At 36.9% G+C, this 25,716-nt stretch carries 15 protein-coding genes; 4 read left to right on the top strand and 11 right to left on the bottom strand.

Annotation, left to right across the window (positions count from 1 at the left end; all coding sequences use genetic code 11):
* Positions 1-3: 3 nt before the first annotated feature.
* The 8 genes from AC07XN_RS09605 to AC07XN_RS09570 form a co-directional block, all read right to left on the bottom strand.
* Entirely contained in the window at positions 4-960 is a 957-nt protein-coding gene (locus tag AC07XN_RS09605) for a DUF5627 domain-containing protein (protein WP_494742880.1), read from the bottom strand.
* Between the two features lie 40 nt (positions 961-1,000).
* Positions 1,001-2,791: a RagB/SusD family nutrient uptake outer membrane protein gene (locus AC07XN_RS09600; protein WP_309917727.1), complete on the bottom strand. Its 1,791-nt coding sequence runs from the start codon at positions 2,789-2,791 to the stop codon at positions 1,001-1,003.
* Positions 2,792-2,834: 43 nt separating this feature from the next.
* Positions 2,835-5,798: a SusC/RagA family TonB-linked outer membrane protein gene (locus tag AC07XN_RS09595; RefSeq protein ID WP_494742879.1), complete on the bottom strand. Its 2,964-nt coding sequence runs from the start codon at positions 5,796-5,798 to the stop codon at positions 2,835-2,837.
* A 102-nt stretch (positions 5,799-5,900) separates the two neighbouring features.
* Positions 5,901-7,790: a RagB/SusD family nutrient uptake outer membrane protein gene (locus AC07XN_RS09590; RefSeq protein ID WP_494742878.1), complete on the bottom strand. Its 1,890-nt coding sequence runs from the start codon at positions 7,788-7,790 to the stop codon at positions 5,901-5,903.
* A gap of 15 nt (positions 7,791-7,805) precedes the next feature.
* Positions 7,806-10,955: a SusC/RagA family TonB-linked outer membrane protein gene (locus AC07XN_RS09585; RefSeq protein WP_494742877.1), complete on the bottom strand. Its 3,150-nt coding sequence runs from the start codon at positions 10,953-10,955 to the stop codon at positions 7,806-7,808.
* 668 nt (positions 10,956-11,623) lie between these two features.
* Complete coding sequence (locus AC07XN_RS09580; protein ID WP_494742876.1) at positions 11,624-12,595, bottom strand: transketolase family protein; 972 nt, start codon at positions 12,593-12,595, stop codon at positions 11,624-11,626.
* Between the two features lie 15 nt (positions 12,596-12,610).
* Positions 12,611-13,477, bottom strand: a complete 867-nt coding sequence (locus AC07XN_RS09575) for a transketolase (protein ID WP_309917738.1) — start codon at positions 13,475-13,477, stop codon at positions 12,611-12,613.
* Between the two features lie 120 nt (positions 13,478-13,597).
* The gene (locus AC07XN_RS09570; protein ID WP_494742875.1) at positions 13,598-15,595 is read right to left on the bottom strand and encodes an alpha-L-arabinofuranosidase family protein; all 1,998 of its coding nucleotides are present in this window, start codon (positions 15,593-15,595) and stop codon (positions 13,598-13,600) included.
* 1,214 nt (positions 15,596-16,809) lie between these two features.
* On the opposite strand from AC07XN_RS09570, the gene AC07XN_RS09565 reads away from it, so the two are divergent.
* From AC07XN_RS09565 to AC07XN_RS09550, 4 genes are read left to right on the top strand one after another with little or no spacing between them, the layout of a single operon-like run.
* Positions 16,810-18,306, top strand: a complete 1,497-nt coding sequence (locus AC07XN_RS09565) for an ankyrin repeat domain-containing protein (RefSeq protein ID WP_494742874.1) — start codon at positions 16,810-16,812, stop codon at positions 18,304-18,306.
* Between the two features lie 3 nt (positions 18,307-18,309).
* Complete coding sequence (locus AC07XN_RS09560; protein ID WP_309917749.1) at positions 18,310-18,804, top strand: DUF2271 domain-containing protein; 495 nt, start codon at positions 18,310-18,312, stop codon at positions 18,802-18,804.
* Positions 18,805-18,813: 9 nt separating this feature from the next.
* Positions 18,814-21,009 (top strand): PepSY domain-containing protein, encoded by a 2,196-nt coding sequence (locus tag AC07XN_RS09555; protein WP_494742873.1) that lies wholly within the window; start codon positions 18,814-18,816, stop codon positions 21,007-21,009.
* A 17-nt stretch (positions 21,010-21,026) separates the two neighbouring features.
* Entirely contained in the window at positions 21,027-22,013 is a 987-nt protein-coding gene (locus tag AC07XN_RS09550) for an FAD:protein FMN transferase (RefSeq protein ID WP_494742872.1), read from the top strand.
* Between the two features lie 87 nt (positions 22,014-22,100).
* Here the strand turns inward: AC07XN_RS09550 and AC07XN_RS09545 are convergent, their stop codons facing one another.
* The 3 genes from AC07XN_RS09545 to rbsK form a co-directional block, all read right to left on the bottom strand.
* A complete protein-coding gene (locus tag AC07XN_RS09545; protein ID WP_494742871.1) occupies positions 22,101-23,093 on the bottom strand; it encodes a GRP family sugar transporter in 993 nt (330 codons plus the stop codon).
* A 20-nt stretch (positions 23,094-23,113) separates the two neighbouring features.
* Positions 23,114-24,679 (bottom strand): ADP-ribosylglycohydrolase family protein, encoded by a 1,566-nt coding sequence (locus tag AC07XN_RS09540; RefSeq protein WP_494742870.1) that lies wholly within the window; start codon positions 24,677-24,679, stop codon positions 23,114-23,116.
* Between the two features lie 80 nt (positions 24,680-24,759).
* Positions 24,760-25,665: a ribokinase gene (gene rbsK / locus AC07XN_RS09535; RefSeq protein ID WP_494742869.1), complete on the bottom strand. Its 906-nt coding sequence runs from the start codon at positions 25,663-25,665 to the stop codon at positions 24,760-24,762.
* Between the last annotated feature and the right edge of the window lie 51 nt (positions 25,666-25,716).

Here is a 25,716-nt window from a genome sequence, read left to right as displayed (position 1 = left end):
TTATTATTTTGTCACTGGCGAAAAGGTTTCCATTGTTACTGTACGATCACGCATAACGAGGGTATCTGTTGTAGATATATTCATTCCTGCCAGATTCACATCATACTTTAGGTATAATGCATCTCTGTCCTTATTCCCCCAACTGTTTTTCTCCCCTTTTTTCACAAATGTGCCACTACCAGTTGCAGTATAACCACTCGTTAATGAAGAAATTGTACACTTGTCGCTTTCAAATTTTAGTGATAATGTTATATTAACATTCTTACCATCTTTATCTTTAAAGACTACAGGGAACTCTAGCTCGCTTAACGATTTGGTAGAAAGTTTGTTAACTTCATCTTGCTCTACGTATTGTGCATGGCGAACAATCGTTTTATTCAAAGTACCTGTAACAACGTCCTTTCCACGTCTAAGATAGTTTCCATGCCAAGTATTCACATATTTAATAGCATACAAAATAAAGTGTTTGCCATAAAGTATTGAATCGGCATTAGTTACGCTAGTCATCGTTAAAGGAATGACATAGGTATTTTTGATTGATTTTGGGTCTGCAAAAAAAGCATCTGTCAATTGTACATCTACTCCACCTGCCAATGTCCCTTTAGGAATAATAATCTTATCTGAGCCTAACGAATAATAATTAGTAGGCATAGGAAGCACCTGGTCTTTTCCTGTTCCAAACAGTAAACCGTTTTTTAAGAGTGAATTATCAACGGCTATTTTTATAGATACATCTTTTCTACTCTCATAAACTCCACCAGTTGAAGCATAAATCTGGCATTTATGTTGATTATCCAAATCAGTATTCACGTACGTATCCTCTCCTAAAGTAATTGTTCTTACAGGATACTGATAAGCGAAATATACAGTTTGGTATTTGTAATCCGGGAACTCATTTTCCGTATTGCAGGAAGCAAGTCCGATTAGGATTAGTACCGACATTAAAACTAATTTCTTCATAAATATTAAATTTTGTCAATAATAAAATTATAGCTGATTATTAATTCCACCCTTCATTTTGTTCAAGTGCAGGGAACTTCAGTATTTCTGAATAAGGAATTGGGCCGTATTTCATATAACTCTTGAATACTCTGTCTTGTACAACTGGGATTAAGGTATAAACACCATTTTGGATACTCACACCTTTTGCTGGTTCTGTAAGTCCTGCATTCCAACGACGTAAATCCCAGAATCTAAATCCTTCAAAACAAAGTTCTAAGCGACGTTCATTACGAATCAAAGTACGCATCGTTTCCTTATTACCTTTTGCACTTTCCAGATAAGCATCGTTGTTGGTTGTACCAATACCAGCTCTTCTACGGATAGCTCTGATGATATCATAAGCTGAATAAGCATTTGTACCCGTACCCGTAGGTCCCCAAGCCTCGTTAGCTGCTTCTGCATAAGCCAACGCAATTTCGGTATAACGAATATGCGGTTTGTAATGACGCTGATTGGTGGCAGATGTAGGGTTAAGGTTTACATCTTGACGTAACAATTTTCGCAAATAATAACCCGTTCTTGTCGAAGTAGCCACTTTATTAAGCGCATCGTTGGTAGTACCATTAGCAGTAGTATTAATAGCCGTATTATTTACACCAGCGGTTGCACCGTTCACAAGCACAAACATTTTCAAGCGGGGGTCACGGTTAGTATATGGGTCAGCAGGATTATAGCCACTGTTAGCATCAGTAATCGGATACCCATTCAGCATTGGGAAAGCATCTACAAGGTTCTGAGACGGATTGATACGTCCGTTACCAAATAATGTTGGAGGAAAATTAGCTTGTTCTAAATCTCTATTTTCACCCCAGTTATTTCTCCACAATATTTCAGGAGGATTAGCGCCATCCTTAAGATTAGCAATCTCCGTAGTATTAGTGTACCAAGTAAGACCACTTGCTACATTACTTGTTATAGCATTCAACCCTCCATTAGCATTCAATACATTGGCGGCATAGTTGGCGGCATCTACCCACTTACTTGTATTGCCATTATTAAATGATGGGCTGGCTGCCAGTAATGCAGCTTGTGCTCTTACTGCTTTAGCAATACGACCAGTAAATAAACCACTGAATGTAACCCCGAATGCACGGTTATATTGCTCAATCGTTACCTGACCATACTTTGCTGGTATCAGAGATTCCTGTCCCAATGAAAAATTCTGATAGTCTAAAGGAAGCTTGACATCTGCACTATCTAAATCTTGATAAATTTGTTTCATACAATCATCAAAAGAAGCTCTTGGAAGATTATAATTATCAGAAGTAGTCTGTGGCTTAAGTAATATAGGTACTCCAAGCATTGCTCCGCTTACTCCTTTACCAGCGTGTGTTAGCAAAAGATGGTACATCAATAAGGCTCGAAGCCCATAAGCTTCTCCTTTAATTCTAGTAGAAAACAATCTGTTAGCAACAGGGTCAGCCACCCATTGAACCTTGTTTACTTCTCCAAGCATAATATTTAGGTATTGAATGCCTGCAAAACAATTTGTCCATTGGTTGGTGGGATTATTGTTTGCCGTCCATTGCCCCGTTGCCATTTTTAGATAGCCATTGTCTTGGTCATTACTTACAGCATCATCAGTTGCCACATCATTAAAAGACCACGAGTTCGTCGGAATTCTATTATAGCCATTCAGCAATATACCGAATGGAAATCTTGAGTCGCTTGGTAAATAAGCACTAGGATCTAACTGCCTGTTATTCTCTATAGCAGGTTCTATTAGGTCTTCACATCCGGTCAGCAATACAGCAGCGCAAACCAGTAGTTTTAATATTCCTTTATTCATATAAAACATAGTATAATATTCAAAATATGATATTTTCAAAAACTTAGAAAAGGGCTTTTACACCTAAGTTGAACAAACGTGTTTGTGGTGCACTTCCCACACTAAGTTCCATGATTTCACGATTGTCTGACACAGTTAGCAGGTTAAAGCCAGTGACATATAATCCAAGTTCACGTACAAAAGATTTCATCTTTAATACATCCGTCAAATCATAGGTTACCTGTACTTTACTCAAGTCAAAACGATTCGTTTTATAAATCCAGAAGTCCGATGGACGATAGTTATTGTCGCTTGTCAAAGTGGTAAGTCTTGGATAGGTGGCTGTTAGTTTTGTTGCTTCCGTCCATCTATCTCTCACTACTGCAGAGTACTTATCTTCACCATCAACCCAGAAATAAGAGCTATTACGCATTCCATTAGCCCCAAAACGACCAACACCCATTGCGAAGAAAGTAAGCTTTTTCCACTGAGCAGTTAGGTTGATACCTAAAGTAAGCGGAGCACCGAACCAACCACCTTTTCCTAAAGAGACTTCATCTCGGCTATTAATAATACCATCACCGTTCTGATCTTTGTATTTAATATCGCCTGGCTTTACTTGTCCATATGTTTGTGTTGGAGAGTTTGCTATATCGTTTTGATCTTGGAAAAATCCCAAACTTTGTAAGCCCCACGTAGCATCAAGCGGTTTTCCTTGACGGTTTTGGTAAGCATCTTCGTATAATTCGGCTCTTTTAGTGGCAGTAGTTTGGTAGTATGTACCATTCACACCCAAAGTCCAATTTACTTCACCATATCTTTTATTCAAACTAGCACCGAAGTCAAAGCCAACACGTTTGTCTTCATTATAATTTACATAAGGAATAAATGAAGATACTGGAAAGCCTGTCGTGAAATAACTTGGGAATAAGACAGATGCTTGAATGATATTTCCCGAGATGGTATTAACAAAGAATGTTCCATTTAATGTTAATAATCTTTTGAAAAACGAACCTTCGAATCCTACACTAAGTTCTTCTCTTTTAGGAAACTTCATGTTAGGGTTATCACCTCTCCTTGATTCAGTAGCTTGAATACCTGTACCATCTTTCCAACCATACCATGAACCAGCACCAGTATAAACACCTTGATATAAATAGTAATTTGGAATATCAAGATCTGTATGTAAAATACTAGCCGAAGCTGTCAACTTCAAATCGTCTACGATATCTGAATTTTTAAGAAACTCTTCTTGACTTAATCTCCAGCCTAAAGTAAGTGACGGAGAAAATGCTTGACGATTACTTGGAGGAAGTTTTGCAGAATGGATATAAGCAGCACTAAAATCCATGTAGTATTTATGCTTGTAATTATAGCTTGCTAAAAACCCTAAATTCGCATTACTTGTCTTGTGGTAAATCGCAGATTCTGATTGTTGAAACCCATTAGCTAATAAAATAGCTGATAAATGATGGTCTTCGTTAAAAGTTCTATCATAATTTAACTGTCCTGAAAATGCAATCGTTTGGCGATATCTATTTCCTGATACATTCTGAGTTCCAGATTTTGCATCTTGGCCATACACTGTAAGACTACTAATTAAGTCGGTTCCGCTATACTTATTCCAAGTAGGCGCATAAGTAGCATAAGAATAATTATAAGCCAACGTATATTCAGTAGCATAATCAACAGCAAAACTAGATTTGAAACTCAAACCTTTCAACACATTTCTAAGGTCTGCTTTAATCCCTGTATTAAACTGGAATTGACGATTAGCAAATTGATTACTACCTCCAGAATAAATGGTAGCGATTGGATTCGTTTGGTCTAATTGAGTACCTCCAAGTAAATATTGTCCATCGATAATATTATTACTGTTTTTAATTAACACCTGTGAAGCTGCATCTTCTTGTTCAATCATACTAAGGGGAATAAGTGGTGCAAAACGATTTGGACGAACCGTTGTTGCACTACTCCAAAAGTTCGCATTGACACCACGACCAGTATAAAAAATAGCAGTAGCATCAGCATTCAAACTTATAAACTCATTCAAGTTTACATCGATATTTCCACGGAAATTAAGACGGTCTGAATTATTGTTGGTTTTTGCTTCTCCAAAGTTCAACAGTGAACCAGATGTTGCAAATCCTAAATTTGTATAGTATTTAACTCTTTCATTTCCACCTGAAATTTCGGCAGTGGCGTCATAACTACCATAACTACTTTTGAGGTACTCTGATGAGTAAAAATCTATATTCGGATAACGATATTTATTGATTCCTGAGGCATAGTTGTAAATATCAGATTCAGAATACAAATTCGTTAATCCATCATTTCTACGTGCTTCATTATATAAAGTCATATATTCCGCTGAACCTAAGTAACGTGGAAAAGCTTTAGGAACATTTACACCACTATTAATTCTGAGGTCAAATCTACTTTGACCTGCTACGCCTCTTTTTGTAATTACATTCACTACACCTTTAGCACCACGGCTACCGTATAGTGCAACAGCGTTAGCTCCTTTCAAAAATACGATTTGCTCTATCTCAGTCGGCATTACGTTCCCTGTCTCACGAGGAACCCCATCAATCATGAACAGATAACTGCCCATTCCCCAATTACTGTTTCCATTAAACCCTGGAACTAAAGATTCCATTCCATCTAGTGGGTAAGTGAAGTAATTCTTCTTAAGAAGGTCCTTTACATTCACAGAAGATACACCACCCAACAAATCTTGTTTATCAACATTACGGAAAGGAAGACCTACTTGTTCTTGGTTGTCATCGGGTGCGATAACGATTTCACTGATTTGTTGATTAGCAGTGATGTATTTGGTTTTGAAACCTTTCGCAGCAATTGATAATACCTCATTTTTAGGAATTTCAATACTAAAAGTACCCAAAGCATCTGTGGTAACAGCTTTCCCGATTTCTTCGGAGCTACTTACAATAGCGCCAATAACGGGCTGTTTATTCGAGCCAACAACGGTGGCTTTAATTTTAATCGTCGAGGAATTCTGCGCCATTATCGTAGCTTTTGAAAAAGCCAGTAATGCACATAAAACCATAATTATTTTTATAAACTTCATTTCTTGTTCGTTTATCTATTGATTATCTCATTATATGATTTACCAGCCAGGATTTTGAGCAAATTCTAGATACAAATTCACGTCATTAACTTTTAATGGCAACCAATTATGCTTATCTGTGAACTTGCGCTCTAATATGACAGACTCTCTGATGTTCAACACTCTATTGTCTTTAGGGTCTTTCGCTGGATCCAATGTAGCTGCTCTATCAAATTCAATTGATTTTTTAAGCGTATAAGGATTTTTAGCAATCATTAACCAACGACGGAGGTCATTGAAGCGATGACCTTCAAAAGAAAGTTCTACAGCACGTTCACGTCTTAATTCTTCCATATACACATCCAGAGAACCTAAGAATTTGGCATCTACATGACCTACTCCTGCTCTATCTCTAATGACGTTGATAGCATCTACAGAAGTTTTAGAATAACTTCCAGCTTTACCCATAGCCGAGCCATAGCCCTGTGCAGCAGCTTCAGCGTACATCAGATAAATATCTGCCAAACGCATATATGGCAAGTGAATGTTAAGACTTTTATCATAACCATAGCCTTGGTCATACTTATTAGCTGTTCTTGGAACAAACTTAAAGAGTAAATATCCTGTGCGACTACCTGTTGAAATATCACGATAAGAACCTCCAGTATGTAAATTGGCATAGCGGTTGTTCACTTCAGCAGCATTTGGAATACTCCCTGCTACCATTCTCACACCATCGAAAATAATATCATTGTAAAAACGTGGGTCTCTTCCTTTCCAAGGATATTCAGGATTATAACCAGACTCTGTGTCAGCTTTTGTAATATCCTTAATAGGCAATCCGTTAGCCATTCCGTAGTTGTCAACATAATTGGCTGTTGGCAAGAATTTCACATCACCTTCACTGATAATCTGCGGGCTATATTGTTTACTTGTTCCCCAGTTTGAACTATTTGCACCATAGTATGGACCTCTGAAAATGGCTTCAGTTCCACCCGGCATTTGCCAGTTCTGCCCAGTCGTATAGAAGTTAGTATAATATTGTGCAAAAGGAACTAAGCGGTAAGGAGCTTCTCCACTCTCACATAAATTTAGTAATTCAGCAAATGCATCTGCTGCTTTCTTGCAATATTCAACATTGTAAGTAGTACCGCCACCTGAGACCGAATTCATCAATGGACTACCAGCCCAAAGATAATTTTTTCCCAAATAGCCAAGTGCCATAATCTTGTTGATACGCAATGTGTTTTTACCCAATGTTCTCTTACCTGCCGTTGTGTTGTCCCAGTTTGTAGGTAATAAGTTGGCCGCTGCTCTGAAATCCGCAGCTGCTTTATCGGCACATTCGCTGTATTTAAGACGAGGTAAGGTTAGCTTCTGATCTCCAGGTAATACTTTGTCAATATATGGAAGTCCTCCAAAATACTGCATAAACATAAAGTGATACCAACCTCTAAAAAACAATAGTTGACCTTTAATTAAGTCTTTTTCTTCTTGTGTGGCATCAGTCAGTTTGTCAATATTTTCTAAACCTAAATTAGCCTTACGGATACCATACCATCCTAATCCCCATAGTGATTTTGTAAAGCGATCATCATTGGTTGAATTACTGTTACGGTCCATCCAGCCAGCTTGCCAACCATCGAAGTTGCGTTGCCAGCCCCAAAAATCACCATTGTCTATTTTTACACCAAAGTGAAAGTTTTGAGCTGTAGATTGGATTTCATCCTCTCCCCAGTTAAAAGAGTTGGTCCAGTAACCATTAGAAAAGTCTGGAATAGTATGATAGAGTTCTTCGGTAAATCCTTGAAAATTCACAAAGTTTTTAAAAGCATCTTTTTCAGACACAAGAGATTGAGGATCACGATCCAAAAAATCTGAGCATGAAGTAACTCCAAAAGTCATAGAACAAACTACAGCTACACACAAAAGTTTTATTCTCTTTTTCATGTTTTTATTAATTAATTAGAAAGTAATGTTTAAACCTAAATTATATCTCTTTACTGTTGGATAAGCTCCTTGTGAAGCCCAACCAGTTCCAGCAAAATTAGACTCCCTATCATCTGGCATTTTGCTCCAAGCAATAAGGTTATTACCATTTAGGTAGATTCGCAGACTACTAAGTCCTAATTTTCTACTAAGCTCAGGATTTACAGTGTATGCTATTTCAGCATTTTTTAATCTTACATAAGAGCCGTCGTACATATACTGCGTGCCTCTATAGTCTCCGAAAGGTGTTGTTAACCAACGTGGAATAGGCGTTCCGCTAGTATTTGTTGGTGACCAGTATGCACCTTCTTGATAAACTGTATGGCTTTGTGAACTTAAACTTGTGAAAACCACTTGACGAGTAGCATTATTCACCGCATAGAACTGTACAAAAGCTGAAAATCCTTTCCAATCAAAGCCTAAAGTAGCGTTGTAAGTATTTTGTGGCCAGCCAGTATGTCCATAAGGAATTCTATCTTGCGTGTCAATAACTCCGTCTCCATTATAATCAACCAAGTAGTAGTTACCCAATAATTTTTGGTTGTCGTTTACATTGTGCATAGCACTTCCATACAACTGATCCCAACTATTATACATGCCTTTGCTTACGAATGAATAAGCTTGATCAATCTGCATACCTTCTGGTTTCTGATAATCTGGCAGTAATTCTGGCGTAGCACGTTCAATAATTTTGTTTTGCGTATGAGTCATGTTAAGGTCTGCCCACAAACGGAATTTTCCAACATTTTTATTGAAATGAAGTTCTAATTCATAACCGCTTGCTTTAACAGCACCTAAGTTTGCCACTGGCGGAGATGCCCCAAAATAACTTGGTACGTCTGATCTTCCTGATAATAAAATTTTACTTCTATTATCCTGAAAGAAGTCAGCCTTACCTTTCACAAAACCTCTGAAAAGTTCAAAGTCTAAACCCACATTGAATTTCTCTGATTGTTCCCACTGTACGGTTGGGTTACCAACTGTTGATTGAGAATACCAAGTATATGGGCTTTGTTCAGCTCCTTCACCACTTACACCCAATCTTGATGTTCCGCCGTAAGTCCATTGCTCAAGATACGGCCATCTTACCCCTAGGTTATCAAACCCTGTTTGTCCGTAAGACATACGTAATTTCATAGAATTGATAAATTTCACCGAATTCATGAATTTTTCGTTCGATATTACCCAGTTAGCACCCCCAGAAGAGAAAAAGGCAAAACGGTAGTCTTTTGCAAATTGCTCAGAACCATTATAAGCACCATTGTACTCTACTGTGTATTTATTGTTGAATGTATAAGTAGTTCTAAACACCCAGTCTTCTCTATAAGAAGGAATTGTACTACCGCTAGCATACACGTTTCGGTTTGTTAAACCCATCAAAGTCACATTATGTAACCCTGCAAACGTTTTGTTGTAATTAAGCTGTAACTGGTAAAACAAACGACGCTGGCTAGCTCCGATAGTCCCCGCTGCTGGAGCCCACTTGATACCCTCTTGAAAGTCAAAACCTGTAATACCATCAACAGCCGATTGGTAAGTTTCAATACCTGTTTCAGGATTTACCCACTTACGTTGAGTTCCATTATAAAGGTCATTAACACCACGATCTGATTCTACAAAAGTATTATCTAACGACACAGTACCCGAAGCTCTCAAGCCCTTCACTAACATATCCAAATCTTGATCTAACGTAAAATCTGTCGTGATGCGGGCAGTAGTTTGATATTGTAAACCCCCAATTGCAAGACTTAATGCAGAGTTTTCTGCTTTAGCTTGGTTTGGATAGTAAAAGCCCCATGAACCATCAGAATATTGTGGTAAAAATAAATCTGGAGCAGCATTATAAGCATCAATCCATGGCCCGTACTGACTTCCAGAGAAGCCCCATGGGCTTTTTCTAACGCCATAAGAACCCGAAAGGTTGGTTTTAAAAAGCGTAGTAGGCGTTAATTGAAAATCTAAATTACTACGAACATTCAGCCTATTGAAGCCAAAGCCTTGCTTGTACCCTCTTTTATTATCATAGATTTTAAATAAATCGGCTTCTTGTAAAAAATCTGCACTGGTAAAATATTTCACAAGATTTGTACCCCCGCTGATGTTCAAATTAGCATTATTAGATATCGCATAAGGTTTAAATAATGCTTCTTCCCAGTTAACATTTGGATAACGTTCTGCTTCCGCTAAATTTGCTGGATTACGATACTTATTAATAATCTGTTGAGGTAAGTAATCTCTCCACCCTTCTGGTCTTGTCGCAAGTTCATACTCAATGGCTTCATTTCTAATTCTTAAAGCATCATATGAATCATACTTTTCCGGTAATTTAGACGGAGCTTTTACAATGGTATTTACGACAGCTCTGATTGATGCTTTTCCCATTTTTCCTCGTTTGGTAGTAATTAAAATTACACCATTGGCACCTCTAGAACCGAAAACGGCAGTCGCTGAAGCATCCTTAAGTACAGTAACTGTTTCAACAGAACTGATATCAACGCTGTTCATAGGACGCTCTACACCATCCACTAAAATGAGTGGGTCTGAGTTATTCCAAGAGCTACGACCACGAATGATAATCTGAGGGTCTTCTGCACCTGGAAGACCAGTACTTGCATTAGTAATTAACCCTGGTACATTTCCAGTTAATGCTGCACCAATACTTGAAACACCACCTGCACGCTCTAATTCTTTATTCGTTGTTTGGGTAACAGAAGCTACAACACCTTCTTTCTTTTGTTTTCCATAACCCACAACTACTACCTCATCTAATGCAGATTGAAATTCTTCTAACACTACATTAATACTTGTTTGGTTACCTACTAAAACCTCCTGTGTTTTATAGCCAACTGAGCTGAAAACCAAAGTTGTCTTTGGTGTGGCAGCAATGGAAAAAGTTCCATCTTTACTCGCGCTAACCCCACGGGTAGTACCCTTAACACTAACGGTTGCTCCAGGTATTCCTTCTCCTGAAGCGGACTTAATAGTCCCTTTTACTGTTTGAGCTTTTAATGAAAAGCTCGAAAAACCAATTAAAAGCGATATGCACCATACAACTAAGTACAGCTTTTTTCGCGTAATTGGAATAGATAAGTCAAATTGCTTCATACGACGATAAATATGATTCATTTAATAAATAATATAATATTTTCGTACAAAGTAAGAGAGTAGTATAAGAATACAGTAGCATAAATCTTTAAATATCTATACCAAATGTTCAGCATCGCAAGAAAGTGTTAATTTCACACGATAATTTTCTAAATAGTATACGTAGCAATAAGCTTTTGTCAAAAATATTTGGAAATTGTACCTCTAAAAGAAAAAATTTAAAAGAATTGAGAACTGTCTGGATAAACTAAAATTCATTATTTTAGGTGTTTTGGAGATGAAAATCGCGTGTTTTTAGTAGCCTAGAGGTCTCTTAAAGCTAATAATTGGCAACTTTTTAAACACTTTTTGATGTAAAAGTATTACTTAACAAAATCGCTACAAATTAATACTTTTGTGCTATAGTTTTGTAGAATAAATCCTCAAAATACTTTTAGTTGAACTAATGATTATTTTAAAGATGATATTTAATTTATAAAAATATCATCTTCAGCATTAGCATCAAGTAATTAAAATCAACAGGTCATTAATATATGTATTATACTCATGATATTTTAGTACTATCTCGCTTCCCTTTCTATAAACTTTTCATAATTTCAGCATTTTGATGACAGGCTTTACATAATAAAAGCCACCCAAAATATGAGTGGCTTTATGACAAAATAAAAACAGATACTATTTTTTACAAACTATTTTGAACCGAGTAATTCTTTTCTTTTGATGGCAATGCGTACTTTATCTACAATACTCTGAGCATTCAATCCGTATTTTTCCATCAATTGAGCAGGCGTTCCACTTTCACCAAAAGAATTATCTACACCAATCATTTCAATAGGTGCAATGTGGTTTCGGCTAAGCAACTGACACACAGCATCGCCCAAACCACCATTCAATTGATGCTCTTCGGCAGTGACAGCACATCCTGTTTTCTTTACAGAATTCAAAATTGCTTCTTCGTCCAATGGTTTAATCGTATGGATATTGATGATTTCTGCATCGATGCCTTCTTTCGCCAATATTTCTCCAGCCTGTATGGCTTCCCATACTAAATGGCCAGTAGCAAAAATGCTTACATCTTTCCCTTCATTCACCATCCAAGCCTTGCCTATTTCAAATTTTTGGTCGGGGTCTGTAAATACTGGAACGACGGGTCTGCCGAAACGAAGATAAACTGGGCCTTCGTATTCAGCAATTGCGATAGTCGCTGCTTTTGTCTGATTATAATCGCATGGATTGATTACAGTCATCCCTGGCATAGCTCTCATCATAGCAATATCTTCCAAAATCTGGTGTGTTGCGCCATCCTCTCCTAATGTTAATCCAGCGTGTGACACACAAATTTTCACATTACTGCCTGAGTAAGCAACACTCTGTCTGATTTGATCATATACTCTTCCCGAACCAAAATTGGCAAAGGTAGTAGCATAAGGAATATAGCCTGCAATAGCCATCCCTGCCGATACGCCAATCATATTTGCTTCAGCAATACCACATTGAACAAATCTTTCAGGATTATCTTTAATGAATGCATCTAATTTTAAGGATGCCACTAAATCTGCGCAAAGTGCGACAACTTTTGGATTTGATTTGCCCAATTCTGCCATACCTGCTCCAAATCCAGAACGAGTATCTTTTTTTTCTGTGAAACTGTATTCTTTCATCTCTAAAATTATTTATTAGTAATCACCAATTGTTTCCTCTAATTGTAATAATGCTGTGTTCAACTGTTCATCATTAGGAGCAGCACCATGCCATTTATGCGTACCCATCATGTAGTCAACGCCATATCCCATTTCTGATTTCATTAGAATCATAATTGGCTTTCCTTGTCCTTTCAATTGTTTGGCTTGGGCTAATGCATCTAATGTTAATTGCATATCGTTCCCATTTTCTAACGTAATCGTGGCCCATCCGAAAGCTTCATATTTTGCTTTCAAATCTTTATTACTCATTACTTTCTCTGTTGGCCCATCTATTTGCTGTTTATTCCAGTCAATGATAGCAATCAGGTTGTCGAGTTGATAATGTGCTGCAAACTGCGCTGCTTCCCATACTTGTCCTTCTTGCTGTTCGCCATCCCCCATCAATACATATATATTACGGTCATCTCCTCTCAGTCTCTTGGCTTTTGCGGCTCCAGCCGCTACTGACAAACCTTGTCCTAATGAGCCAGAAGCAATACGAATACCCGGCAAATGTTCATGCGTAGCTGGGTGTCCTTGTAAACGAGAGTTTATTTTTCTGAAAGTAGCCAATTCTGCGGGAGCGAAATATCCACGGTGAGCCAAGACAGAATAGAATAATGGAGAAATATGTCCGTTCGATAAAAAGAATAAGTCTTCATTTTGTCCCGCACGAGAAAACTTCAAGTATCCGTCTGCTCCTTTTTCTTCATTAATTGTCATTTCATGAAAATAAAGTGCTACGACCAAATCAGTACATCCTAATGAACCACCAGGGTGTCCTGATTGACAAGCATGTACCATCCGTACAATATCACGGCGCACTTGCGAAGCTGTATTTTGTAATTGTTTTAATTCCATTTTATTTGTTATTACGTTTTCTTTTAGTCTTAGAAAAAACAGGTATTGTATATAACGGACTGGTATAAACGTGTGTGTTCATTTTATCATGCTGATGTTCAATACTGAAAGAATTCATATTTAAATTTTCTTTGCTGAAGTCTTAATTCTAATTACAGTAAGAGACATTGCCGGAGCAGCATAGTCAAAAACTTTATTTACAGTAACTGTTGAATACACAGGTGCAATGTTCTGTGGATGCTCTAACGTATTTTCGGCATTGGCATTTCCAGACAGCACAATTTGCGCTGCGCTACTCATATAGTTTTTGAATGTTGAAAGATTTACTTTTATACTTTTTGCTACATTGCTATTGTTGACGAATTTTAAAATAATATCACCCGTTTTGCTATCTTTTACACATGAAGCTGCAAGAGTCGTATCTTTAACATTTTGAGCAATAACATTATCATAATAATAATCTCCCTGATTGGTAGTAAACATCTTCTGAACATGATAATTGGGAGTAAGGCTGATTTTTGAGTTATCAAAAAATATCATATCTGTATTCCATTGAGTATGATTTTTCTTCGCCAACAAAGGAGCATACGATGCCATTCTTACGATATCCCCATTGCGTTCTAGCCCAGTCATATAAGCAGCTTCCGCAATAGCATTATACAATTTATTTCCCCATGAGGCATATTCACCTAAATAAACGCCAGATTTTTTTCTGTCATAAGTATCATAGCGATTCATATTTGAAAGAAACCACTTTGGGTCTTTATAATAATGTTCATCAATCATCGGAACATTGCTATTACTAGCAACTTGCCATCCCTTATCAAAATCTTCTCCGTCAGAAAATGGTCCAGAAGTACCAATAACAGTAATTTCTGGATGCTTCGCTCTTACAGCATCATAAATCATTTTAAAGCGAGCCTCAAATTCTGGCGTAATTTTATCTTCATTCCCTATTCCTACAAATTCAAGATTAAATGGTAGTGGATGACCAGCCGCCGCACGCTTTGCTCCCCACGTAGATGTTGCAGGGCCATTTGCCCATTCTATTAAATCTAGCACTTCTTGAATATACTCCTGCATTTCATCCATTGGCAAGGCTTTTTGTCCTGTCCCACCAATACGCCAAGTACCTCCTGAGTTCTGACAACTAACTGCTGCGGGCAATACAGGAAGTGGTTTTGCACCTATGTCTTCGCAAAACTGAAAATATTCATAATATCCCAAACCTGCCGTTTGATGATATCCCCAGATATTTTTTTGTTCTACACGTTGTTCTATTGGACCTACCGTATTTTTCCAACGATACATATTTCCTAGTCCATCGCCATGAGCAAGACACCCTCCTGGAAAACGAATGAAAGATGGTTTCATATCTGCCAATAATTGAGCTAAGTCTGCTCGTAGCCCATTCTGACGATTCAGGAAAGTCTTCTCAGGAAAAAGTGATACAACATCTAAGGCTATTTTTCCTTTTGTAGTAGCCAAAATAACTAATGAAGTACTGTCGTTACTCGCTGAAGCTGTAAGCGTAGCAGTATATTTATTCCAATCTTTAGTGTTAATATTTATTTTACTTTCGGCAACTACTTTCCCTTTTGGCGTTTGCAGGCTAATTGTAATAGCAATGGGGTTTGATGAAAGCTGACGTGCAAACATTGAAAAAGAATATTTTTCACCTTGTTTTATTACGATATTTTCAAACCCATGATTTTTTACGCCAACACCTGCTTCTCCAACGTGCTCAATATTCAATACCGCATAATGTGGATTGTTGGGATGCACAGGAGTACTGGTTTCAACATTAAGTGAGCCATACGAATACCCCGGAGTAGTGTATTCCCAGAAAGAAAGTGAGTGCCAATCTGTTCGGTCAGTTGGGCTGTATTCAAACGAGCGATTTTGTATCAATTCGGCATATAATCCTCCATCAGCAGCGTAGTTGATATCTTCAAAAAATAATCCGAATAAATAAGGACTGATTTTTTTCCCCGTTTCTGTCTTCTTTGTTTGTGATTGACCAAAACTAATTATTGCAGGAAAAATCAAGAAATACAACAAACATACTCGCATATATTTATACTTTTTACTTTGAGATATTTTCCTATTTTTTCTCATTTTTAACTGAAAGTTTATAATAACCAAAACAATATAAATCTATAACACACTAGAACAGTGTACGCAAAAAAATATTTTTAAAAATATGCCCTAATCACAAATGATTGTCGGGCTTTACTAGCAACTTCTTTTAAATGATATTTTAATAATAGTAAAAGCTTAATTATAGTAAATAAATTTATGAACAAACAATATAACTAAAACAAGATAAGTATATAACACAGTAGAACACATAGCGCAAAAAAATATTTTCTACCAAAAAACAAAAATTAAACACATTTGAATTGTGTTAATTATACACAATTTCTATTACATATAACTAATATTAGCAAAGTTATCAATAAAATATAACTTGAACAACTTAAACTTTAATAAATTCAAGAAAAAATATAAGCAGGCCGTATCATTACTGTAAATGCTATATCTATATGTCTGATTATTAAGTAGTTCTTCCTAATAAATGAATTCTATCTATTGCTTTGACGTTCTCAAAAATATCAAAGTATATGCGATGGTCAGAATATATTGATAGAAGACTATATTTTTGATTAAGGAGAAGACAGTTCTGAGAGAAGACGAGACGTGGTCTGACAAAAGCAAATCAAACTATCGAAGAATCGATGATTTTGTTTCGCTTGATAAAGTTTTAATTGATTAATTAAAATTATACTTTTGTTCATAAGACAAATCCCTCTACTAAACTAGTGACTTGTTTAAGCAAAGGGATTTGTTATTTTGTTAGTTCCTTTATCAAAAAGGACTTATCAAATAATTAACAGTACAAATCAAGGCTAAAAAATTAGCCTTGATTATTTGGAAGAGTATTCACACATAAAACTAAGAAGAATCTCAAATTTTCTGACATTTCTCTTGGCTTGTAAAGGAAGTGGGTAGTATCTTTGCTTTAATTTATAATCAGTCTAAATAAGACGTCTGTAAAAATAGATAAAATGAAGAAAGTACAAGAATATGTCATAAGATTATTGCAAGTAGAAGTACTAATATCTAAATGCAAAGTTATGGTTACGCATAAAACGTATATTACATTGCGTTCATACTTGCAAAACTTGCCCCTCACTTTATCAACCTGAAATTACCCAATTAATTAAGACCAATATTTAGCATACACTAAACCTTTTGCTTTTCAAAAAATCTAAAGATTTAGTGAACAATTTAGTATCAATTATAACTACTTTAATTCAACATTATTCATTATGAAAAAATTATTTATTGTGGCAATAACTTTATTGACGTTTGCTGCAAAAGCTCAACAAAACACATTGTTAGAGCAATCGTTTTGGAGAAGTAAACCAACAGTGAGTACAGTAAAAGCAGAGGTGGAAAAAGGGAATAATCCTGCTCAACTCAATGGAGCAAGTTTTGACCCCGTGGTAATGGCTATTAATGCAAAAGTGCCCAATGAAACAATTCTATATCTTCTGTCTCAGCCTGGTAACGATATTACAAAGATAACGCATGATAGCCGTACCTATTTACACTGGGCAGCTTCTACTGGTAATGTGGAAATTATGGAGTATTTAATAGGGAAAGGTGCAAAAGCTGATATTGAAGATAGTCATGGAGCAACACCTCTTAATTTTGCAGCTTCTGCTGGTCAGACGAATACACAAATTTTTGACTTATGTTTGAAAGCAGGTGCTAATTTAAAGAAAGATTTAACCAACGAGGGAGCGAATGCTTTATTATTAGTGGTTGCCAATGATAAAGACTTTACATTGACGAACTATTTCATCTCAAAAGGGCTAGATTTAAAAAGCACTGACGCTAATGGAAATAATGCTTTCAGTTATGCAGCCAGAAGTGGTAATATTGAAATCTTAAAGGCTCTTTTACAAAAAGGAGTCCCTGCTACAGATAATGCCATGATTATGGCGGCACAAGGTACACGTCAAGGCGCTAATACAATAGAGACATTTCAGTACTTAGAAAGCTTGAAGCTAAAACCAACAGCAACGAATAAAAATGGGGAAAATGCATTGCATTTTATTGTTAGAAAACCGAAGCAACACGATATTATTCAATATTTTTTGAGCAAAGGAACTGACGTTAACCAAGCAGATAGCGAAGGGAATACGGCATTTATGACTGCCGCACTTGGTAGCCGTGATACTACAGTATTAGCGTTGTTACTTCCAAAAGTAAAAAACATCAACCAAGGTAATCAAAAAGGTGTTACAGCATTGGCAATGGCTGTGCGTAGTAACTCTCCTGACGTAGTTCGTTATCTGATTAACCAAGGGGCTTCTATACAGGTTGCAGATAAGAATGGCGACAATTTGGCAGCTTACCTTATTTTATCATATAGTAGTGGCGAAGGAAGAGGTCCGAATGGCCCTAAACCAGAAGATTTTGAAACAAAACTAAAGCTATTACAAGCAAAGGGATTGAACGTATTAGCACCACAAAAAAATGGAAATACGCTTTATCACTTGGCCGTAGCTAAAAGCGACTTATCCCTCTTGAAACGTCTTCAACCTTTGGGTATTGATATCAACGCTAAAAATAGCGAAGGAATTACAGCATTACATAAAGCTGCGATGATTGCCAAAGATGATAATATCCTTAAATATTTGGTGTCAATTGGAGCAGGAAAGGATGCTCAGACTAATTTTAAAGAAACAGCTTTTGACTTAGCGAGTGAAAATGAAACACTTTCTAAAGCTAAAATTTCCATTAATTTTCTTAAATAAACTATGCAATTATTTCGTAAAGCAACCTTACTCCTTGTGCTAATGTTTTTTGTTTCATTAGCAACATCGGCACAAAATACAGGTACCAGCAAGTACAAATGTATGATTCAGATGACAAACTATATGGGTGAAGGAGCCTATTTAGTTGTTTCGCTTGTAGATGCGAAAGATAATTATCAAAAAACATTGTATGTACTTGGTTCTGATAAAAAATGGTATCGAAATTTAAAAGAATGGCATAAAGCTTTTGCTAAAAAACCAACTAATATTAGTGCCATTACTGGAGCATCAGTAACGGGAGGTGATAGAAGTGTTGTGGTATTAGAATTGGACAATGCCACCATTAATTCAAACTATAAATTGCGCTTCGAAACAGCGGTAGAAGATAAGCCTTATTATGTAAAAGACTTAGAAATCCCACTGACAACCGAAAGCCTTTCTGCTAAAAGCGAAGGTACTGGATATATCCGTTACGTGCGTTTTAGCGCTAACCAATAGTAGATATTTATGATAATTTCTCTTTGGAGATACAGCCACTTAGTATTGGCTGTATCTTCTTTTCTATTTTTAACCTTAGCTGCTGTGACGGGTCTTATTTTGGCCTTTGAACCCGTAGTCAATCCTACTAATACCTATCGGGTTAATGATTTTTCACAGATTACGCTTGCTCAGACACTTCCAATTCTTAAAACAAACTATCCAGACCTTATTGAACTAACGGTCGAACCGAATAATGTAGTGAGCATAAATGGTAGCGATGCGGATGGTAAAAATATCCATGCTTATGTAAATCCATTAACGGGTAAACTGTTGGGTGATTACCGAGAAAAGAATGCTTTTTTTCAATGGACAACTACCTTACACCGCTCACTTTTTTTGCATGAAACGGGTCGTTTAATAATGGGCTTTACCTCATTTATCCTATTATTAATTACGCTTTCGGGGCTGATGTTATTAATTCAAAGGCAACGTGGTATCAAGCGAATATTTATGCGTATTGTTCGCGAAGACTTTGCTCAATATTACCACGTAGTACTAAGCAGGTGGGCCATTATACCGATTATTATCATTGCTTTTACAGGCGCACATTTATCGCTGAACAGATTTGGGAGCAAAGAGGCTCCTAAAGTAAATCTTGACGTAAACATAGATGACATCAAAACGCAACCAGCACAAAAGCTAGCAGATTTTACTTTATTTAAAAATATCAAGCTTTCAGCAGTAAAGAGTATTGAGTTTCCTTTTTCGGAAGATGTAGAAGAGTATTATGTCATCAAACTTAAAGATAGAGAACTCGCTGTCAATCAAATTACGGGAGATGTACTCAGTCAAGTAGTATACCCTACCTCACAGCAACTTGCCGACTTAAGTTTATCGATACATACTGGTAATATCAATATTGTTTGGGCAATTATTTTAGCCTTGGCGTCTGCTAATATTCTCTTTTTTATTTATTCAGGATTCTGTATTACTTGGAAACGAAGAGCTACGTCTATTAAAAATAAATATTCAGCCAAAGAAAGTAATTTCATCATCTTGGTTGGTTCTGAAAATGGTAGCACTTTCCGTTTTGCTCAAGCTGTTTATAATGAACTGGATAGTCAAGGGAAAACTGTTTTTATGGGAAATATGAATCATTATGCTCTTTTCCCAAAAGCTGAACAACTACTTGTTATTACCTCTACCTACGGGCTAGGAGAAGCGCCGAGTAATGCTCAAAAATTCAAATCGTTGCTCGAACAATACCCTCAAAATCAGTCAGTACAATTTTCAGTAGTAGGTTTTGGTTCGCATGCTTATCCAGATTTTTGTAAGTTTGCTTTCGAAGTAAACCATTGGTTATTGCATCAGCAGTGGGCTAAGCCATTGGTTGATGTGCATACTATCAATGACAAATCAGAACAGGAGTTTAGTATTTGGGCTGAGGCTTGGTCACAACAAGCAGGTATTCCTCTTTCACCAAAAATGGTAAAAGCAGAGCCAGCATCGCTAGAAGCTTTTGAAGTGATGGACACTACTTCTGAGAAGTCTGTTGATGATACATTTTTAATTCGTTTTGAAGCTAAAAGAAAATTGCGTGCCAAATCTGGCGACTTATTGGCAATATATCCTGCAAATGATCATCGGGAAAGACTTTATTCTGTTGGCATTTGTGAAAAGCAGATACAGCTAAGTGTGAGACTTCATCCTGAAGGACTAGGTTCTGGCTTTTTGCATAGACTAAAGGCGGGAGAAACTATTCAAGCACGTGTTATCCAAAATAAGCATTTCCATTTTCCTAAAAAGGCAACTAGTGTAGTGATGATTTGTAATGGAACAGGTATTGCTCCTTTCTTAGGAATGATTAGCCAGAATAAGCGAAAGGTTCCTTGTTATCTTTACGGAGGTTTTAGACAGCAAATTTCTTTAGAAAAATATGCTCCTATTTTAGAGTCATCTTTAGAAAATAAAGGTCTCATCCAGTTTCATACTGCTTTCTCACGAGAAACGGAACTTAATAAACAATACATTGGCGAGTTGATTGCTAGAGATAGGGATTTCATCGCCCAAACATTGGCTTCAAAAGGAGTAATAATGTTGTGTGGGTCATTATCAATGCAAAAAGGTGTTATTGAAATTATAGATGAAATCTGTCAATCACAACTTGGTAATGATGTTAGCTTTTATCAGTCTAGAAGCCAGATACTAATGGACTGTTATTAAATAACTGGAAAGGAAATATGAAAAAAATATTGATATGTCTTCTTTTGCTAAGTTTTGGTAGCACAGCACAAGTGTTGCGAAAAAGGACGGTAAAATTGATGGGAGGTCGATTTGATATTACAATAGTGGCTAAAGATTCGTTATCGGCTGAGGAAAATATAGATGCCGTCATCGCTGAAATAACACGGATAGAGAATCTTATTTCCGACTGGAAAAGCGATACTCAGATTTCGGAAGTAAACAGAAATGCAGGGATTGCACCCGTAAAAGTTGACCCAGAAGTATTTCGATTGACAGAAAGAGCCATCCATTTTTCTGAAATAACCAATGGAGCTTTTGATATTAGCTTTGCAGCGATGGATAGAATCTGGAAGTTTGATGGCTCAATGACACAAATGCCAACTCCTGAGGTCATTAAGAAATCAGTTGAAAAAGTTGGATACCGTAATATTATATTAGACTCCCAGAACTCTACTATTTTCCTAAAGCTAAAAGGCATGAAAATTGGCTTTGGAGCTTTGGGAGAAGGATATGCTGCCGACCGTTGTAGAGATATGATGCTAGCCAAAGGCATTAAGGCTGGTATAGTAAACGGCTCAGGCGATATGAGTACTTGGGGGAAGCAACCCAATGGCAAACCTTGGGGCGTAGGTATAACCAATCCAATCCATAAAGACACGATATTCGCTGTTATACCGCTCTACAAAAGTGCTGTAGTAACTTCTGGAAGTTATGAAAAATATGTTATTTTCAACGGCAAGCGATATGCTCATATTATCAATCCAGTGACGGGGTATCCAGCTACTGGATTATGCAGTGTAACCGTTTTGGGACCTAGTGCCGAAATGGCCAACGGTTTTAGTACATCTGTAATGGTGTTGGGCAAAGACCTTGGGCTTGCTCTTTTAAAAAAATACCCTGCCTATAAAGCGATACTTATCACAGATGAAGGCAAGATATACTCTACTCCTAATATCGATATCAATAAGTATAAATTGGAATAGGTATGGATACTAAAGTAGTGAGTGAAACTTGTTAAAATAATCCTCTGAATAGGCTATTTACTAGCCTATTCAGAGGATTACTTATTGTTATCTAGCCAAAATAATCATTCCTAATCCTAAGAGATAAAAAAGTAACATTATATTGAGTAAAACATTAGTGCTTTTACTCGCATTCTTGAATTCTTTCCAAACATAAATCCCCCAAATAGCTGCAACAATCGTTGCTCCTTGACCAAGTCCATACGAAATAGCAGGTCCAGCTTTTCCACTAGCAATAATATTGAATGCCATACCCAAACACCAAATCGTTCCGCCTAAGACCCCAAAACTATGATTTTTGAAGCTCCCTTGCCAATAGGCCTTATAATTGAGCGAATCGCCCACAAACGGACGATAAATTAATACAGTATTGAAGATAAAATTGCTTAATAATATTCCAATGGCAAAAAAGAAAATAGCCGTATAGGGACTCAATTTACCAACTTCTGGTACTTCAAAATCTGGAAACATGGCATTGGCTACGTATTTATAAAACAAGCCCATCAACAAACCACTTATTACTGACAGTGCCAATCCCTTCGTTGAAACCTTAGCACTTTCTGAAGAATTACGATACACTTTTGCATTCAGCAAAATTGCCAACGTGATAAGCCCTACTCCTATCGCCAAAAGAATTCCATTGCCTAGTGGATGGTCTAAATAATTAACAATTACACCAATGACTAATGCTAAACCTATACCTACAGGAAACGCTACAGACATCCCTGCAATGGCCATCGCAGCGGTTAGTAAGATATTCGCAGCATTGAAAATAATGCCACCAATAATGGCAGAACCAATATTTTCATTAGAAGCTTGTTGGAAATCCCTCAAGAAATCCCTTCCTTTTTCACCATGACTACCAAGGGTAATTGCCAAAATAAAAGATGTTAGTAGAATCCCTAATACGTAATCCCAATAAAAAAGCTCGAAACGCCAGTTGTTTGCCGTGAGTTTTTGAGTATTGGCCCAAGACCCCCAGCAGAGCATCGTAATTAGACAGAAGAATACAGCCGTGGAATAATTTTCAATGATAAACATGTCTTCTAATATTGAGTGGTTTATTGTTTGGGTTTGATAGGCTGACCAAATCTAAATACATTTTCATTAGCTGTACTATTGGGTTGGTCGCTATAAATTAAAATATCTGTTATTCTACAATCGTGTTCAGCAGAAGGGTTCAATAATTTTAAGGATACCGTATGTTTTCCTTTTGGGAGCTTGTACTTCCATGTCAATTCGTGTCTTCTGGTAGTAAATGAAGTGGGTAACTTTGCTGTTTCTAACAGTTTGCCGTCTATATATACTTCCATCTCAAAAACATAATTACTGGTTGATGCCCATTTTGCTGTTTCGCCTTTTACAACAAAGCCTGTTCCTTCAAAATCAAAGGAATATTCATCTTTCAAAGATTTGTACACATACTTTCTATCGATAGGATAAGTGTTGTCAAAACTTTTTTCAAAAGGTACTGCTACTGGTATTTGTATTGGAATCGTTACAGATTCTTTGAGAACCTTCCCTCCATTACGTTCTATATTTAAAAGAGCATGTTTGTAACCAACTTCATAAACCTTGTTCAAAGACGTAGAAGTATATTTAAAGTCGATGTCTTCCGCTTCTTTCAAGCCCATTTTCCAATAAGCTGGAATAGCATCATAGCCCAAGATTGTTCCTAAAATTCCTCCTGCTGAAGATGGGTTACAATCAGCGTCTTGTCCACAACGGGTAGTGATTTCCATCGTTTTAGTAAAATCACCATTGCCATACAATAGTCCTACTACTACATAGGCTGAATTAATGGTAGCATCAATATTAAAAGGGGCAAAAACGCCATCTGGACAACCTACATCTTGCGACCATTTATTTTGAATTTCGTACCAAGTTCTTTTCCAGTCATTCGGATACATTTTATGCCATTTAATCACATCCGCAATGCATTTATAATAATTGCTTTCTTTAGGAACAGTTTTTAACGCTTCCTGAACCACATAACGAACATCTTTTGAGACAAAAGCCAAAGCGTAACAAGCACCTAAATAAACCCCACCATAATAGCCATCGCCATAATTCATGATGTGCCCGATTTTATCAGAAATCTTAGAGGCAGTATTGGGCATGGCAGGAGACATCAAGCCTGCGAAATCACATTCGATTTGATAGTCTATACAATCAGCATGTGGGTTATTTTCCCAATAACCTGATTGTGGGGGCATGATTCCGTTCAAAATGTTACTTCGCCCTACTTGATTAGCGTGCCAAAGAGCGTAGCCAGCATTGGCATAAGCTTTGGCATGAGAATTTACTGGAGCATCGAGTCCTTCTTTTTCAAAAACTTCTACAAAGGTTAAATCCATGTATAAATCATCGTAGAGTCCGGGATTTTCTAACATCATTTTTTTGAGATAACCATCATACCAAGGCACAGGTTGATATTCGTTGATGATAGTCCCATTGTATTTGAATTCCACCGGTCCTCCGAAGGTTACGCCAATGGTCTGTCCAGCCCAACCACCCTTTATTTTATTTTTAAGGTCTTTCTGAGAGAGGGTAATTGTTTTTGCCGTCTGAGCAATGCTACAGCATGCGGTTGAAAGTAAAGCAATTAATAATAGTATTTTTTTCATGTGCATCAATCTAGTTTTCAATAGTTTTATGTTTAAAGTAGTCATGGAAAAACTCACAACAATTATTAAATCACCATTCACTAACTCACAGCTAATTCCTTGCGATATGGAATGGAAGACTGTGCTCCCATCTTTTTTACCGAGGCTGCTGCTGCTTTGCAAGCAAATTGTACTGCTTCCTTCAACGACATTTTTTCAAATAATCCTACTGCCAAAGCACCATTAAAACAATCTCCAGCGGCAGTGGTGTCAACAGCTTCTACTTTTACTGAATCTACCATTCCCTCAAACTCATCAGATAAAATATAAGCTCCTTTTGAGCCACGGGTAATCACAACATTTTTAACTCCTTTTTCTCTGAGAATATTAGCGGCTTTTCGGAGTCCGTTTTCATTGACCACAGATATTCCTGTAAGGATTTCTGCCTCCGTTTCGTTAGGGGTGATTACTGTTAAATATTTTAAAATGTCTTCTTTGAGCGGAGTGGCTGGAGCAGGGTTTAGGATAATCGTCGCTTCAGTTTGATGCAATTTATTAACCACGTATTCCACCGTTTCGAGGGGAGTTTCTAGTTGCATCAATATTAAATCATCCTTTTCAAATATGGCACTGGCTTTATCTATATTGGCGGGTGATAGAAAAGCATTTGCCCCAGGAGCAACCGTAATACAATTTTCTCCTTGCATATCTACATTAATTAAAGCAACCCCCGAAGGTTGTTCTGCATCAGTAAACACAAAATCTGTTTGAATACCTTCTTTTTCAAATTGCTGTAAAGCCATTTTACCAAAAACATCATTGCCGACTTTACAGATAAAAACCGTAGGACAGCCTAATCGAGCAGACGTAACAGCTTGATTTGCTCCTTTTCCTCCCGGGTTCATCAAAAATTTCCCACCCATTACCGTTTCACCAGGCAAGGGTAATTTTGGTGCTTTTATCACCATATCTGTATTTGAACTACCAATTATAATAATCTTACGCATTTATATTCTTTTTTTTATACAAAAATACCTTTTATTAATTCAATTAAAAGT

The organism is Arcicella sp. GW458-12-2-14-TSB2, assembly GCF_059423785.1.
The sequence above is the reverse complement of the archived record's forward strand: the minus strand, read 5'-3'. Positions and strand labels throughout refer to the sequence as shown.

Coding starts and splice junctions, on each gene's coding strand:
- AC07XN_RS09585 (WP_494742877.1), bottom strand. CDS start 10,955: ATGAATCATATTTATCGTCGTATGAAGCAATTTGACTTATCTATTCCA.
- AC07XN_RS09590 (WP_494742878.1), bottom strand. CDS start 7,790: ATGAAAAAGAGAATAAAACTTTTGTGTGTAGCTGTAGTTTGTTCTATG.
- AC07XN_RS09550 (WP_494742872.1), top strand. CDS start 21,027: ATGAAAAAAATATTGATATGTCTTCTTTTGCTAAGTTTTGGTAGCACA.
- AC07XN_RS09555 (WP_494742873.1), top strand. CDS start 18,814: ATGATAATTTCTCTTTGGAGATACAGCCACTTAGTATTGGCTGTATCT.
- AC07XN_RS09600 (WP_309917727.1), bottom strand. CDS start 2,791: ATGAATAAAGGAATATTAAAACTACTGGTTTGCGCTGCTGTATTGCTG.
- AC07XN_RS09545 (WP_494742871.1), bottom strand. CDS start 23,093: ATGTTTATCATTGAAAATTATTCCACGGCTGTATTCTTCTGTCTAATT.
- AC07XN_RS09595 (WP_494742879.1), bottom strand. CDS start 5,798: ATGGCGCAGAATTCCTCGACGATTAAAATTAAAGCCACCGTTGTTGGC.
- AC07XN_RS09560 (WP_309917749.1), top strand. CDS start 18,310: ATGCAATTATTTCGTAAAGCAACCTTACTCCTTGTGCTAATGTTTTTT.
- rbsK (WP_494742869.1), bottom strand. CDS start 25,665: ATGCGTAAGATTATTATAATTGGTAGTTCAAATACAGATATGGTGATA.
- AC07XN_RS09570 (WP_494742875.1), bottom strand. CDS start 15,595: ATGAGAAAAAATAGGAAAATATCTCAAAGTAAAAAGTATAAATATATG.
- AC07XN_RS09580 (WP_494742876.1), bottom strand. CDS start 12,595: ATGAAAGAATACAGTTTCACAGAAAAAAAAGATACTCGTTCTGGATTT.
- AC07XN_RS09605 (WP_494742880.1), bottom strand. CDS start 960: ATGAAGAAATTAGTTTTAATGTCGGTACTAATCCTAATCGGACTTGCT.
- AC07XN_RS09575 (WP_309917738.1), bottom strand. CDS start 13,477: ATGGAATTAAAACAATTACAAAATACAGCTTCGCAAGTGCGCCGTGAT.
- AC07XN_RS09565 (WP_494742874.1), top strand. CDS start 16,810: ATGAAAAAATTATTTATTGTGGCAATAACTTTATTGACGTTTGCTGCA.
- AC07XN_RS09540 (WP_494742870.1), bottom strand. CDS start 24,679: ATGAAAAAAATACTATTATTAATTGCTTTACTTTCAACCGCATGCTGT.